A 14,469-nucleotide genomic window follows, 5' to 3' on the forward strand; every position below is an offset into this window, starting at 1 on the left:
CAACCACGCAAATGAGGAGCAGCCCTTGAGGGGTAGGGAAGAATACGGTTATTGCCAGATCATCTTGGGCCTAACAATATTCTTACCGCTAACTATAAAAGTCTTAACCTGGAAGAATCTGGTTCACTGCCTCTGTTAATGTTCACATCAGTGCGCAAATATGTTACTCCAACTGGCGTATTTGCGCAACATCTTTTACGGAATCGCGAATTTTGGCGGCAAAAGCCGGAATACCTGTATAAAAGGAAGGGTTTTATCCCAATTGGCTGAACATGGCGTCAAAGTCCAGCCTGAGCGGTTGGGCGTTCACCACCACGTCGATCAGGGTATGCATAAGCGGCATATCCTGCGCCCGCAGCAGACCGCGTGCTTCCAGTTTGGGCAGCGCCACAGCCATCTGCTCGATCACCAACGCGGCTTCCAACGTTTCGCCTTTCAGGATCGCGCGCGCTTCCTGTATGCTTTTGCCTTCACCCAGCAGCTGGCCCAGCGTTACGGAGCGCCCGCCCCGGCTGGTGACGAACAGGTCGCCGGCGCCCGGCAGCCCATAGGCAAAATGCTCATCCACGCCCAGCATGGTCAATATGTGATGGATCTCGGTGGCGCCTTGTGCAAACAGGGCCGCGGCGGTGTTGTGCATATAAGCGCCGGCCGTGTCCGGCCCGCCGGAAGCCTTCAACATACCGGCCGCCAGCCCCACGCCCAGCGCATAGGCATTCTTGAGCGCTACGGCAACCTCCAGCGCGACCATCTCGCTGGTGGGCTGCACGTGGTAATAATCCGTGCGGTAGATGTCCGCTAGCCAGCGCGCGGTTTCGATTTCGCGCGAGCCGAAAAAGACGCAGCTCTGGCGCCGCCCGGCCAATTCGCCGGCGATGCAGGGGCCGCCGATGGCCGCCAGCGAGACCTGCTCGCGCAGCCCGGCAGGCAGCTCGGCGCGCAGCACCTCCGGCAGGATCAGCAAGCTGCCGCCCGGTTCGGCTTCCAGTCCTTTGGTGACGGCGATGACCGTATCGCCAGCTTTGAGATAAGGCGCCAGGGTCTGGCCGATCCAGTGCGCGCCCATGGAGTTGACTCCGCTGAGGATGAAATCCACGCCTTCCAGCGCGGTTTCTATCTCTTCCAGGTAATAAGGTGTGACGTTGGGCGGTAACTCGCGCTTCAAGCGCGGGTGGAAGTTCTTTTCCTTGCAGCTTTGGATGATGTCGCGGTCCAGGTGCGTGCCGACCAGACGAATTTCGTGGCCGTTATCGCTCAGTGGCCAGGCAGTGGCGGTGCCCATCACGCCCGCGCCGACGATGGCAGCAGTGATCTTTTTCAAGATATTTCTCCTCAGTCTTTCGTGTTTTTACATCCAGGCGCGCTTGCGCATCCACAGGAACATACCCACAGGCATACCCACCATGACGGCCAGGGTGATAAAGAATGGCAGCATGTCAGTCCAGCTACGCATACCCCCGCTGGGTTCAAAGAAATTCATACCGAAGAACCCCGTTAAAAAGGAAAGCGGCATGAATAAGGTGGTGATGATAGTCAGTGTCTTCATGATGTCGTTCAGGCGGTTGTTGACCACCGACAGGTAGGTATCCAGCGCGCCGCTGACCAGGTCGCGCAGGTTCTCGGTGATGTCCTGCACGCGCACCAAGTGGTCGTACACGTCGCGGTAATACATGCGTTCTTTCTGTCCGACCAACTCGAAATCGCCGCGCGACAACTTGTTGAGCACTTCGCGCTGTGGCGCGACGATGCGGCGCATGTTGAGCAGGGAGCGTTTGATACTGAATATGTCTTGCAGCAGGCCGGAGTCGGGTTCTTCCATAACCTGATCCTCAATATCTTCCACCCGCTCGTCCAAGCGGTCGATCAGCAGCATGTATTCGTTAGCCAGCTCATCCATGATTTGGTAGAGCAGGTAGTTGCTGCCGCGCTGCAGCAAGCGCTGGTCGCGCTGGCAGTTGGCCCACACCACCTCGATAGCGCGGATGGTTTGGGGATGGTAGGTGACGATGTAGCGCTTGCCCATGAAGACATCCAACTCGAGCGACTTATTGATGTCTTCCAGCAACTGCTCGGAATGCACGCCCTCCAGCGCCAGGTAAAAATACTCGCCCCAATCGTCGATCTTGGGAATGTGCGTTTCCACCAGGGCGTCGTCGACGGCCAGCGGGTGAAAGTGAAAGACATCTTCCATTACCTTCCGGCAAACGTCCAGCCCATCCCCGTTGAGGTCCAGCCAGACCAGCCCGGTTTGTTCGGCCATCGTCTTTTCGATATCAGTCGGTGAAAGATTCTCAAAGCTGTGCGGGCCATTTTCTACCAGTATACGCATGGGGTTCCCCTTCCTTTTACTTTAAAGTTCTCGCAGGAACTCATCCAGCAAGCCGCGGTATTGCTCGTCCTGGTACATGCGGCCGCGGTGCTTGGTCAGGTAATTTTCCGTGTGTTCCAGATCCACAAAACCGAATTTGCGGTACAAGCCGTGGGCTTCGTCCGTTCCCAGCAGCCAGCGCCGGATAACGCGCAGTTCGGGATGCATCAACATGGTCTCCATCAGGAAGCGGGACAGCCCTTTACCGCGCTGCTCCGGTGTAATAAAAACGTCCGTTACCCAGGCAAAAGTGGCGTAATCGGTAACCACTCTGCCAAAGCCCACCTGCGTTCCGTCGTTTTGATAGACCCCAAAGCACAACGAATTTTCCAGGGTTCGTTCCAATAATTTAAAAGGAATGCCGGTCGCCCAATAGGATTCATTGGCTAGCCAGTCATGAATGAAAGGCAAATCAAGTTTGGAAGGGTCGCTGCTAACAAAATAGTCGTCTGAAAAATTTTCCTGAATCAAGCTTAACGCGCGCATATGCTCCTCAACAATAAAAGATGAATATGGATTTTAGGAGAAGGGTTTAACAAAGCCCTTTCAATGATTATATACAGACCTGCCTGATTTTAGCTATCCCAACCGCAGGTTTCGATGACATAATCGGCAGGGTCAGCGCCAGGGGTTTGAATGGAAAGGCTGCTGCCGAAATAAGGGATGTTGACATTCAATCCAGCCGCTCCGGCCAGATTCGGGTGACTGTTTATCAGAATGGCTAATTGGCGCAGCACGCAGGTGAGGTAATCCTGGTTGGTGAACTGCAGGGCGCTGGAATTGGCCAGCTTACGCGCAATCAAATAGGGCGTCTCTCCCAACGGGCCGGCAGCTAATTTTTGGACATAATCGCCTGAAAGATAGACAGTCAATCCGGATGTAGCGCGCGTCCATTGGATGGATTCGCCGGAGGCTTGTACGGCTTCCTTTTGCGCGAACTTCTCCTCCCAGCGTGGCGAGTGAATCCAACCCATGCTGTTCTGCACCGAATAGACACCGGCGGAACTGTACACCTGGCGCATCTCCAGCGCGGATGGCTGCGGGTTTGCGGTTATTTCCCAGGCGTTCTGCTGGACGATTTCCAGTTGGTCCCCGCCGGCGCGGTTGATCACCATGGAATGCCCGCCGTCAGCCGAAATGAGGATATCGCCGGGTTGGGGCGGCGTCGCGCTGCCGTCGGGATAATAGTGCAGGTCGCTATAAGGTTCGTATAGCTTGTATTGCGCGCTTTCAGTGGAGAGCAACCCGGTTTCTGCCTGATAGGCAACCTGGGCGGCGGTTTGCACCACGCCGATAAGCTGGTAGGGGCTCCAAATGTTGCCCGGCCATTTGTACGGGTAGCCCAATTGCCGGTCGTAGAGCCATAAAACGAACTCGATACACTGGAAGCAGCCGCCGGCGGTGCACTGGTATTGGAAGGGCAGGTAGCCGCTATAATCCAGCGGCCCCTGGGTTTGATAGACCACGCTGACGCCATGTCCGCCCAGAATATCCTCTCCTGTTAGCACAATCTGCGATGCGGTGGGAATGCGGGTATAACCGCGCTCTTCCAGCTCGAGTGAGGATGGTTCGGAGAATGGGGTTAATGCCGAACTGAAAAAGGCTGCCAGCAGGAGCCAGTTTATCCAGTGATTCTTTGCGAAAAAACCGGTAAAATTTGAAATAATTAAAAGCCCTTTTTTTATTCGGCCCATGGCTGGAAAATCTTACTGAGCATGATTTTGCACCTATTATAAAGGAAGCAGCCGCTGTACCAGATAGATTTTAAAAATAATTTATGTCTTTGTAAGCATTAAGCCGTGGTGGTAAACTTACTGGGCAACCCTAAAAATAAAGGAACATAGTCGAATGAGAGTCATTTATCCCTTCACAGCGATTGTCGGTCAGGAACGCATGAAACGCGCCCTGATTTTAAACGCGGTCGAACCGCGCATCGGTGGTGTATTGATCCGCGGCGAACGCGGCACGGCCAAATCTACGGCCGCGCGTGCTTTGGCTGCCCTGCTGCCGCAGGTGCGGGTGGTAGAAGACTGCCGCTTTGCCTGCGACCCGGACCATCCGGAAACCTGGTGCACCGAGTGCCGTGAGCGCGTAGAACGCGGCGAAAAGCTGCCTATCGCACTGCGCCGCACGCCCTTCGTGGACCTGCCCGTTTCCGCTACCGAAGACCGCGTGGTGGGTACGCTGGATATCGAATCGGCTATTCAAAAAGGCGAGCGCCGTTTCGACGCCGGCATTTTGGCGGCGGCTAACCGCGGTCTTCTCTATATCGACGAAGTCAATCTGCTGGACGACCATGTGGTGGACGTGCTGCTGGATTCTGCTGCGATGGGGATGAACATTGTGGAACGCGAAGGTATTTCCTTCAGCCACCCGGCCCGCTTTATCCTGGTAGGCACCATGAACCCCGAAGAGGGCGAACTGCGCCCGCAGCTGCTGGACCGCTTTGCGCTTTCCGTGGAAATCCACGGTATCCGCACGGCACGCGAACGCGTGCAAATCATGGAACGTAACCTGGCTTTCGAACAGGATTCCGAAGCGTTCCGCCAGGAATGGATGGCGCAGGAAGAAGAACTCTCCAAAACCATCGACCAGGCCCGCAAGTTGGTCGAAAAAGTAGAATATACCGACCGTAACTTATTGGCGATTGCTTCCTTGACCGCTTCACTGAATGTGGACGGACACCGTTCCGACCTGGTAATCCTGAAAGCTTCACGCGCGCATGCCGCTTTGGAAGGCCGCACGCGTATCAACGACCTGGATATCGCCCTGGCTGCCGAACTGGCATTGCCGCACCGTCTGAAGGGCGGCCCCGGCCAGCAGAATGAAATCGCTGCGGACGAGATTAGCCAGAAGATCGAACAGCTCATCGGCGGGCAGAGCGAAGAAACCTCCCCCAAGGATGACCAAAAACCGGACCACGACCGAGATAACTCAAAAAAAGTCTAGTGGGGGAAGAGTCGGGTGACCTTCCGGAACAGGAAGGTGATGTCCCTCTTTCCCCCAAGGATATCTTCGACCAGTACAATGCGAACTGGTGGGAGGGGGGCCAAAAGATAAAGGTCGGTGAGGCTTTCACGCCGCGCCGTCTGGATACTCCTTTGGATAAAATCGTGCGCAATTACGGCGGACGCCGTTCGCGCACCAAGACCGACCGCAAGCGTGGCCGCTATATCCAGGCCCGCCCGGCTAATGGAAGAACCAACGATTTAGCCTTTGACGCGACCATTCGTGCAGCGGCCCCGTTCCAGAAAAAGCGTAAAGAAGAAGAAAACCGATACGAGGTCGCTTTTCACGTCAAGCCCAGCGATTACATGCGCAAAGTGCGTGTGCGCCGCGCGGCCAACATGATTTTGTTCGTTGTGGACGCCTCCTGGTCCATGGCGGTGGCGGAACGCATGAGCGCCACCAAAGGCGCTATTATGTCGCTTTTAACGGATGCCTACCAGCGCCGTGACCGGGTTGGATTGATCGTTTTCCAAAAAGACCGTGCTACACTGGTAATGCCGCCTACCAATTCCGTTCAGCTGGCACAGCGCGCGCTAAGCAATATCCCGGTTGGCGGGAAAACACCGCTTTCAGCCGGGCTGGCATTGGCCCAGGAGATCCTGGAGCGCGAAGCGATCCTGCATCCGGAAGTGATGCCGCTGCTGATTGTGCTTACGGACGGTGCCGGAAACGTAGCCATGGGAGCCAACCCGCCATTGGAAGAATCACACCAGATTGCGGATGAAATTGCCAAACGCGATGTTCCCAGTATCGTAATCAACATGGAATCGGCTACCTATGATCAGGGTCTGGCAAACGACTTGGCGAATCACCTCAACGCGCCCTGCCTTTCCATTACGGATTTGCGGGCGGAGCATCTATACATGGCTGTGCGCCAGGCCAGTAATGAATTACGAAAAGGTGAAAATTAAACAGGCAGGTACCTTTGCTGAATAAACTGAAACAAATGGATCGCACGCGTGTTATCCTGGTCACGATTATCGCAGCCAGCTTGTTGTGCTACCTGTTTGGCATGGCGTTATTATGGAGGTCATCTGCGGGGAAAGGTACTGCCACGCCCACCGAGACTGCCATAAACGCGCTCACGAAAACCCTTTCCGCGACTTTTACGTCGCCGGCTCTCTCGCCCACTGTACCTTCAACCGCTACAGCCACGCGCACCTTCACGCCAACCATCACTTACGTGGTCCCGCCCAGCCGTACACCCACGGCTACTTTTACGGCTTCATCGACACCTACACCAAGCAAAACTCCGACAACTGCGCCAACGGCTACGCACACGCCCATTCCTGCAAACACGGCTACAACAGCGCCGGTTGACACGGCCACAGACACCCTTACGCCTTCGAGTACCCCGGAACCATAATCCCTGAGTATTAATAGGATGTATAATCCTTCTCCTTGCAAAGCCGGATTAATGAAAAGCAGAATGTTGGTAGAATAATGAAACGAAAAATGATTAACCCAAAGAGTACGAAATTTAATCAGATTTTTCGATTGTTTGTCGCGGGGCTGATTCTGGCTGTGTCACTGCTGGTCGGCTGTCAGGGACAGTCGATTATAGATGCGGTTATGGCAGAGTCCACTGTTAAATCGGTTGCCACTGCAACACCGCAGGTTATTGAATTGGAGGCGACTGCCGAAACCACCGAAATTACTGCCACACCCACAATACCTTCTAACATTCAGCTAACCGTTTGGGTGCCACCTCAATTCAGCCCATATAATGAGACCGAGTCGGCAGAATTGCTGACAGGGCAGTTCAAATCCTTCATGAGCCAAAACCCCATCGTTAATCTGGATATCCGCGTCAAGGCAGCCAGCGGTTCCGGCAACATTCTGGATACCCTGTTATATGCCAGCCAGGTAGCCCCCGAAGCGCTGCCTTCTCTGGTGCTGTTGAGCCGAACGGATTTGGAGCAAGCGGCCGAAAAAGGACTGCTGCAGCCTATCGATGAAATTTCCACCACCATTGATGAAAGCGACTGGTTTGGTTTTGCCCAGTCCATGGGTATCGTGCAGGGGACTGCTTACGGTTTGCCGTTTGCCTCCGATGCATTGGGATTGGTTTATCGGAATGCTTCTCTGACCAGCGTCCAACCGGGTTGGGATGATGTCGTAGTACAGCTGGATTCACTGGTTTTTCCGGCAGCCGACCCTTCCGTGCAGACAACCCTGGCATTATATCTTTCCGCCGGCGGATCTGTTCAGGATGCGCAGGGCCAGGCGTTTATAGATTCGGAAGCGCTGATTTCGACTTTAACGGCATACCAGCAGGGTTTAAAAACCGGATTGCTCTCGGCCGATCTGTTGAATTTACAAACCGATGACCAGGCTTGGGAATATTACCAAACTAATGAAGATGAAGGCATGATTACCTGGGCCAGCCGTCAATTACAAGATAGTGAAAATCTAAAACTGGCTTTAGTGCCTACTCTGGGAGACGAACCCATTACCCTGGCAAAAGGCTGGGTATGGTGCCTGGTGGAGCCGGATGATTTAGAAAAACAATATGCCGGTATGTTGATTGAATATCTGGTTGACCCCAATTTCTTAACCGAATGGTCGCCCAAGTCAGGCTACTTACCGGTACGACCTTCTTCTTTAACAACCTGGGAGAATAGCGTGGCTGCAGACGCCATTAATAAGTTATTGGCATCCGCTCAATTGAGACCCAATACCGGCCAGGTTTCCACATTCAATAACGGAATAAAAACTGCTGTTCAAGAAGTGCTGTCCAATCAAAGTCAGCCGGCTGACAGCGCTAAAAAAGCTATCGACAGTCTCGAGGTTATGGAATGAGCATTGAAGATAAAATCCGGGAAATACGCAAACGCTTAAGAAAAATATTACCCTCATGGGTAAATTTCCAGAACTTTATTTTTATTACCGTTATCCTGGCTTTTGTGAGCATCGTTATGTGGAGCGAATCCTGGGCAAGAAATTTGGAATCCAGAGGGGTAGCCACTGTCACACCAACGCTCATCTCGGGTAACCCAACACCGCTCTCGCCGGAGTTGATTGCCAGCCCTGAACAAACCAACGGAATCCTGCTTGGAGCAATCGTGATCTTATTCGCAGTCGTTGTTGGAACATTGGTGATGGTACTGCGGGATATAACGAAATAAACCTGCCAAAATCGGAAAAAGAATAGATTAATGGTTGCGCGAAAGCACAACCATTTTTTGTTTTCTCACGTATATAAAGTGATTTGACAAATGTAAAGGAGAAAAATGTCAGGTAATCATATTAATAAAAAATTGCTCATCTCGCTCAGCTTGGTCGCGCTGATGGTTTTTGGAATCGTCGGTACAGCCTATGCGGCGGAATTTCCGAAAGGGGAGACCATTCCGGCATCTCAAACCATCGATGACGATGTTTTCCTCTCGGGAGAAAATGTGGTGGTGGACGGTACCGTAAACGGTATTCTGTTTGCCACTGGCAAAACCGTAACGGTTAATGGAACTGTCAACGGTGATGCGTTCCTGGCCGGTGAAACCATTGTGGTGAGCGACACAGCCGTAATCACCGGCAACCTGTTCACGGGTGCTGCCGAAATTACGGTCAACGGTACTGTGGAAGGTTCAGTGTTTGGCGGTTCTTCCGCGATGAATCTTGAAAACAGCGCCAAAATTGCCCGCAATATGTTCTATGGCGGTTTCAGCCTGGAGACGGCTGAGAATTCCAGCATCGGACGGGATTTGTACGTGGGTGCCTATCAAGGACTGCTTTCCGGTATGGTAGAACGCAACCTGAATGCTGACGTGGCTGCGCTGCAGTTGAACGGCAGTGTGGCGGGTGATGCGGTAGTCAATATGGGTGAGGTATCCGAAGGCGACCGACCCAGTGAATGGATGAACTATAACCCGTACATCAGCAAATACGTCGAGACTGTTTTGGAACCCGGATTGTACATCGCGGATGGCGCTTCCATTGGCGGTAAGGTGACTTTCACGAGCTCTGTGGACGAAACCAGCCAGTTGGGTGAAATTGCGGCCGGACCGGTTATCTACCAGACACCTGTACCCAGTGTGGTTGAACAGGACGGTTCACCTTATTCCGGTAATGTACACCCCTTCCAGCGCGGTTATCAAACGAATTTTGTGTGGGGTACGGCATTCTCAGTGGTGCAGTCATTAATTAGACTGTTCGCATTAGGTGCATTAGCCTTGTGGCTGTTGAAAAAACCTTTCATGAAACTGGTGAACGCTGCTTATCAAGAACCGGTAAAATCCATGGGTTGGGGCTTTGTGCTCATCGCCGTGGGCATCCTGGCGGCTTTCATTGTCCCGTTGGTATTCATCATGATCGGTGTGGTGGTCGGCTTCTTCAGCCTGGGCGGATTGCTGCCCTTCTGGTTTGGCCTGGTCGGCGCGGCCATGATGCTGGCTTTCCTGCTGTTCTTCTTCGCAGTATTCACAGCAAGCAAGATTATTGCTTCCTACATGTTTGGCAAGTGGCTGATGAAAGTCGTCTTCAAACAGGCGGAAGAAAAAGTCTGGCTGAACCTTCTGGTGGGTGTGTTCCTGTTCGTGCTCATCCGCGCCATCCCGGTCCTGGGTTGGTTGGCAGGCCTGGCGGCTACTTTGATTGGCGCCGGCGCTTTCTGGCTGGCCTGGAGCAACCGTAAGACAGCGGCATAACAAGAATACGATCGAGCCGAAAACAGCTTGATCCAATAGAAAAAAAGCTCGCTTTTCTGAATAAGGAAGCGAGCTTTTTTGTTTGTTCGAGAAATGATTAAACTTTTTTTCGCATGGTGTACAAGCCGAATCCAATCAACACCAGCCCTACAATAAAGTTGAGGATTTGGATGAAGGTGGAACTAATGTAGGCATTTGCCAGGCTGCCCAGGAAAGATACGAGACTCAGAAAGACCGCTGTAGACAGCACCGCGCCGCTGCCGAAGGCATAAGCCTGACTGCGCTGGAAGTTTTCTTCAGCCAATTTAGTGGAGAACACACCGGCCCAAAACAGAATGGTGAGCGGATTGGAAAGGGTCAACAGCAGCATCGTAAAAAAGAAGCTCTGGCTGTCGGCATGGGCGTTTAGGTTCAAACCGGGCAATAAGGAAATGCCATAAACACCCAGAATACTGCTCAACCCGAACAGGATTAATACGATGCCGCCGAAAATCTTTAAAACTGCTTTGGTTTGCGGGAAGCGGTTGAAAAGCATCCCTATGCCCCAGATAGCGGCAAAGATAAACAGCGCGTCAACAAGTACAACTGCCAACACGCCGCTCTCGGCTGTGCTGAAGCCGGATGCGATGGCGGTTTGCAGGATCAACAGGCAAACCGGCCCCATCGCGATTTGCAGCAGCATCCCAAAACGGAATCCCTTGACTACCATCAGCCCTCCAACGGACGGTTCAGATCATCTTTCAAGGTAGAAAGAATGATCTGCGTGTTGGTTCTTGCCACACCGTCTATGGTTTTTAGCTTGCTGCTGAGGAAGTCTTCCAGCTCGGATGTATCGCGAAGCAGCAGTTTGAGCAGATAGTCGTAATCACCGGCGATGTGGTGGCATTCCAATACCTGCGGAAAAGAAACGATCGTTTTCCTGAAGTTTTCAATTTGACCAGTTTTCTCAATTGTGACGAACACCAGCGCCAGCAGGTGATAACCGGCAGCTGGACGGTTAACCCGAATACTGTAGCGCTCGATCATCCCGCTTTCTTCCATTTTTTTGATGCGCTCGGACACGGCCGGGATGGATAATTCCACGCCTTTGCTGATCTCTGAAGCGGTTGCCCGGCTGTTATCCTGCAGGATTTCCAGAATATATCGGTCGATTTGGTCCATAATGTTTTCCCTTGTTAAAGAATAAAGGAATTATAAAAGAAAGACGAGAAAATTACAAGTATAAAATATAATAAGCAATAAAAAATAAAGTATTTCTGGAGAAAACCTTATTTGATTAGGTTTTGAAGATTGGCGGCTGTTATTGCGGGAGAGATGGACGGATTAAAGCTCCAAAGTAACCAACGGTACCAGCATCTCCTGCCGCGAAAGGCCGCCGTGACGCCCTAACAAGAAGTTGGCTTTATTAACCCACCACCAGTAACCGTTTCCCTTGGGAAAGACGACGAACTGCCCGGCGCGTTCCAGTGTGCCGCTGTAAGCTGCATGGCTGCCCAACAATCCGGCGCGGATGACCTGTTCGGAAGGCACTGCGCGGAATTGTCCATCCCAGTGTGAATGCAGATATGCCTGCATTTGCGCCTCGTGCCCGGGTTTGATAAACAGGTAGGGCAGGCGGCCTTCGCCGCTGGGCTGCATGATTAAATGACGGGTGAAGTCCGGGTGGTTGCGCAGGTCGTAGTCCGGCTCGAGCACAGTTGGTACCTGGCCATGGTCGGCCGTGAGCAGCAGCAATGTGCGCCCATTGCCTTTCGCTTTTTGAGATTGGACAAAGCGCGCCAGGTGATGGGAGAATTCCCGCCATTTGTCCAGCAGCTGCGCGTCCTGCGGGCCGGTATGGTGGGAGAGCGTGTCTATTTCACTGAAGTAAATGTAGGTATAGGTACGCTGTCCTTTGCTCTCTGCTGGAATCTGCGCGGCCAACTGCCACAGCTCTTCCAGCGATTGGTAGGGCAGGGATTGGACCTCCTGCAATAGCATCTGCGATAGGCCGGAGCCGTTGATGGCTGCCGGCTGCAAGGCGAAAGCTTGAATGCCGTGTTCCTTGAAGCGCGCACCCAAGGTGGGCAGCGGCAGAAAGGTGCGCGGGTCGAAACCGGCTTTGGCCAGGCTGCCGGGTTCCGGCGGAAGAAAAGTCGCCACCGAATGCGTGACCATGTTGCCGATCAAGCCATATTCTCGCAAAAAAACTTCGTAGCCGATCACACCGTGTTCGACCGGCTGCCCGCCGGTCCAGAAAGTGGTCAGCGCGGCGGAGGTTGTGCTGGGCGCGATGCTGGTAAGAGGCTGTAGCCGAGCGTCTCTCAGTAAGGCTTGCCAATCTGGCAGGGGATTATCGGCTGTCTCGGCCAGGTTGTGTTCGGATAGGAAATGCAATCCCAAACCATCCACCACCACCAGGATGACGTGCTGGTATTCGGCGCGCAAGCCGTTGGTCAACGTTATGTCCAGTGGCTGCCGGCCAGGCAGCGGGCAGCCCAGCCAGGCGCACACGCTGGCAGGAATGTTGGCGATGGAGAAACCGTCGTAGCGCGGCAGCAGTTGATCATCGTCCAGTGGAAATTCCGCGGGGAGGTTGGCGGGTAGTAATTTCTGCGCAGCTTTTTCGAACACACTCATATGATATACACAACTTTCGGGATATTGGATTGGTAAGAATGCCTCATTTTATACTAAAATCATAGCTGTCAAGTTGAAACTAAAATGACTGAGAATCGTAAGAAATCCACCCCCTGGCTTTGGGCGTTGCTGCAGATACTTTATTTTCTGTTGTTGACGCTGGCGTTTACCCGTCCTTTATATAAACATTTGAGCACCCACATTGACGGCGGGCTGGGAGATAACCTGTACTTCATCTGGCAGATCGGCTGGTTCAAACAGGCTATCTTCGATTTGAAGCAGCTGCCTTTTCATTCCTTCTTGCTGAATTTCCCTTATGGCTACAACCTGGCGACCACCGAGATCGCGCCGCTGCAGTTGGCTTTCGCGCTGCCTTTTGCGTTGGGCGGCCAACCGGTGTTGGGGTTTAACATTTCCATGCTGTTGACTTTCGTGCAGGCCGGTTTGTTCATGTCGTATTGGGTCCAGCACTTGACCGGTTCCAAATGGGCCGGGTTGCTGGCGGGCACAGCTTACGCTTTCCTGCCGTATCACATGGTGCATTTCCTGTCCGGACACATGAATATCTCCGCCATCCAGTGGTTCCCGCTGTACTTTTGGGGCTTTACGGGCATTCTGACCGAGGAAGAGAAATCACCGCGGAATATCTGGCTGCTGGCGATTGGGTTGTCGGGTGTTGCGTTGACTTCCCAGTATTATCTCTACACCACTTTTGTGGTCAGCGCCCTAATCCTGCTGATTTATTTCCTCTTCCTGCAGCGCAGGCAGTTTCTGAATGGCGCTATCTGGAAGCAGGTCCTTTTTGCCGGGCTGCTGTCCATTCCGGCTCTGGCTGTGGGTGTTGTCCCGTATATGTTGGTGCACAACAGCGGAGAAGCGCGCAGCCTGCAGGACGTGATGCAATTTTCGGCGGGGTTGAGCGACTACCTGCTGCCCTTCACGCGTCATTTTCTATGGGGCAAATGGGTGTGGGCGCATTTCCCGCGGGATTTATGGAACGAGGCCACACTGTATATCGGTTTGCCCCTGACTGTTTTGGCCGTGATCGGTTTTGCCAGGCGCGGGCAGAATAACCACAGGAAACTATTCCAAATATTTCTAAGCGGGTTTCTCGTCAGTTTGATTCTGTCAATGGGTACCAATCTGACCTGGATGGAGCAACCGGTCAGGATCGACCCGCATTCATGGTTGGGCGGCATCTTCAACAACCCGGACGGACTGATTTACCTGCCGGGGTATTTCTTTTTCAAAACCATCCCGTTTTACGATATTATGCGGGCTTGGATGCGTATAGGTGTGTTTGCGTTGCTGTTCAATTGCGCCGCGGCTGGCATTGGGCTGGCTTGGCTGCTGCGGCGTTGGCCAAGATGGCAATCCCTGCTGGCCGTTGCGGCTGTCGGTTTGGTACTGCTGGACTTTTACGTTACACCCAATTCCCTTTCGCGCGTACAGCCGCGTGAGGTGGACCTGTGGCTGGCAGAGCAGCCCTATGGCGGGCAGGTGCAGCTGCCCTTGAAGCAGTCTTATGAGGAATACAGCCTGTATTACACGCTTACCAGCCAGAAACCCATTATCGGGGTGATCCGTACGTTCCCATCCAACCGCTATTTTGAATTGAACCCACTGCTGGCTAATTTTCCAGATGAAACCAGTGTAGCCGCGCTGCGGGAGCAGCAGCTCACTTACGTGGTGTTGGATGAGGAATATTATCCGCTTACCGAGGAATTCATCCAGGCTTGTGAAGCCTTGGGGATGCAATTCCAGGTTTCCCTGGACGGACAGTCGGTTTTCACGCTTCCCTGAGTATTTTTCTAAATAAGGAAAACTTTT

General features: G+C 53.1%; 14 protein-coding genes. 7 read left to right on the forward strand and 7 right to left on the reverse strand.

The window, feature by feature from the left end:
- Positions 1–253 precede the first annotated feature (253 nt).
- From Pelsub_RS05450 to Pelsub_RS05465, 4 genes are all read right to left on the reverse strand, one after another.
- Entirely contained in the window at positions 254–1,321 is a 1,068-nt protein-coding gene (locus tag Pelsub_RS05450) for an NAD(P)H-dependent glycerol-3-phosphate dehydrogenase (RefSeq protein ID WP_116224732.1), read from the reverse strand.
- A gap of 27 nt (positions 1,322–1,348) precedes the next feature.
- Complete coding sequence (gene corA, locus Pelsub_RS05455) at positions 1,349–2,329, reverse strand: magnesium/cobalt transporter CorA (protein WP_116224731.1); 981 nt, start codon at positions 2,327–2,329, stop codon at positions 1,349–1,351.
- 21 nt (positions 2,330–2,350) lie between these two features.
- Entirely contained in the window at positions 2,351–2,854 is a 504-nt protein-coding gene (locus Pelsub_RS05460; RefSeq protein ID WP_116224730.1) for a GNAT family N-acetyltransferase, read from the reverse strand.
- An 89-nt stretch (positions 2,855–2,943) separates the two neighbouring features.
- A complete protein-coding gene (locus Pelsub_RS05465) occupies positions 2,944–4,062 on the reverse strand; it encodes a hypothetical protein (RefSeq protein ID WP_116224729.1) in 1,119 nt (372 codons plus the stop codon).
- A 154-nt stretch (positions 4,063–4,216) separates the two neighbouring features.
- Between Pelsub_RS05465 and Pelsub_RS05470 the strand changes: the two genes are divergently transcribed.
- From Pelsub_RS05470 to Pelsub_RS05490, 6 genes are all read left to right on the forward strand, one after another.
- Positions 4,217–5,317: an ATP-binding protein gene (locus Pelsub_RS05470; RefSeq protein ID WP_116224728.1), complete on the forward strand. Its 1,101-nt coding sequence runs from the start codon at positions 4,217–4,219 to the stop codon at positions 5,315–5,317.
- Complete coding sequence (locus Pelsub_RS05475) at positions 5,317–6,288, forward strand: VWA domain-containing protein (RefSeq protein ID WP_232528618.1); 972 nt, start codon at positions 5,317–5,319, stop codon at positions 6,286–6,288. The genes Pelsub_RS05470 and Pelsub_RS05475 overlap by 1 nt, the downstream gene beginning before the upstream one ends.
- Positions 6,289–6,302: 14 nt before the next feature.
- Entirely contained in the window at positions 6,303–6,743 is a 441-nt protein-coding gene (locus Pelsub_RS15640) for a hypothetical protein (RefSeq protein ID WP_158674992.1), read from the forward strand.
- An 89-nt stretch (positions 6,744–6,832) separates the two neighbouring features.
- Positions 6,833–8,179 (forward strand): extracellular solute-binding protein, encoded by a 1,347-nt coding sequence (locus Pelsub_RS05480; RefSeq protein ID WP_158674993.1) that lies wholly within the window; start codon positions 6,833–6,835, stop codon positions 8,177–8,179.
- A complete protein-coding gene (locus Pelsub_RS05485) occupies positions 8,176–8,505 on the forward strand; it encodes a hypothetical protein (RefSeq protein WP_116224726.1) in 330 nt (109 codons plus the stop codon). The genes Pelsub_RS05480 and Pelsub_RS05485 overlap by 4 nt, the downstream gene beginning before the upstream one ends.
- A 105-nt stretch (positions 8,506–8,610) precedes the next feature.
- Positions 8,611–10,020 carry a bactofilin family protein gene (locus Pelsub_RS05490; RefSeq protein WP_116224725.1) on the forward strand — a complete coding sequence of 470 codons (1,410 nt, stop codon included), beginning with the start codon at positions 8,611–8,613 and terminating at the stop codon, positions 10,018–10,020.
- Between the two features lie 97 nt (positions 10,021–10,117).
- On the opposite strand, the gene Pelsub_RS05495 is transcribed toward Pelsub_RS05490, so the two are convergent.
- The 3 genes from Pelsub_RS05495 to Pelsub_RS05505 all read right to left on the reverse strand — a co-directional run bounded on the left by Pelsub_RS05495 (position 10,118) and on the right by Pelsub_RS05505 (position 12,639).
- Positions 10,118–10,729, reverse strand: coding sequence for a LysE family transporter (locus Pelsub_RS05495; protein ID WP_116224724.1), 612 nt, complete (start codon positions 10,727–10,729; stop codon positions 10,118–10,120).
- A complete protein-coding gene (locus Pelsub_RS05500) occupies positions 10,729–11,181 on the reverse strand; it encodes an Lrp/AsnC family transcriptional regulator (protein WP_116224723.1) in 453 nt (150 codons plus the stop codon). Before Pelsub_RS05500 ends, Pelsub_RS05495 begins: the two co-directional genes overlap by 1 nt.
- Before the next feature lie 162 nt (positions 11,182–11,343).
- Complete coding sequence (locus tag Pelsub_RS05505; RefSeq protein WP_116224722.1) at positions 11,344–12,639, reverse strand: alkaline phosphatase family protein; 1,296 nt, start codon at positions 12,637–12,639, stop codon at positions 11,344–11,346.
- 84 nt (positions 12,640–12,723) lie between these two features.
- On the opposite strand from Pelsub_RS05505, the gene Pelsub_RS05510 reads away from it, so the two are divergent.
- Entirely contained in the window at positions 12,724–14,442 is a 1,719-nt protein-coding gene (locus Pelsub_RS05510) for a glycosyltransferase family protein (protein WP_116224721.1), read from the forward strand.
- Positions 14,443–14,469 lie beyond the last annotated feature (27 nt).

The organism is Pelolinea submarina (assembly GCF_003966975.1).
Classification (GTDB): Bacteria; Chloroflexota; Anaerolineae; order Anaerolineales; family Anaerolineaceae; genus Pelolinea; species Pelolinea submarina.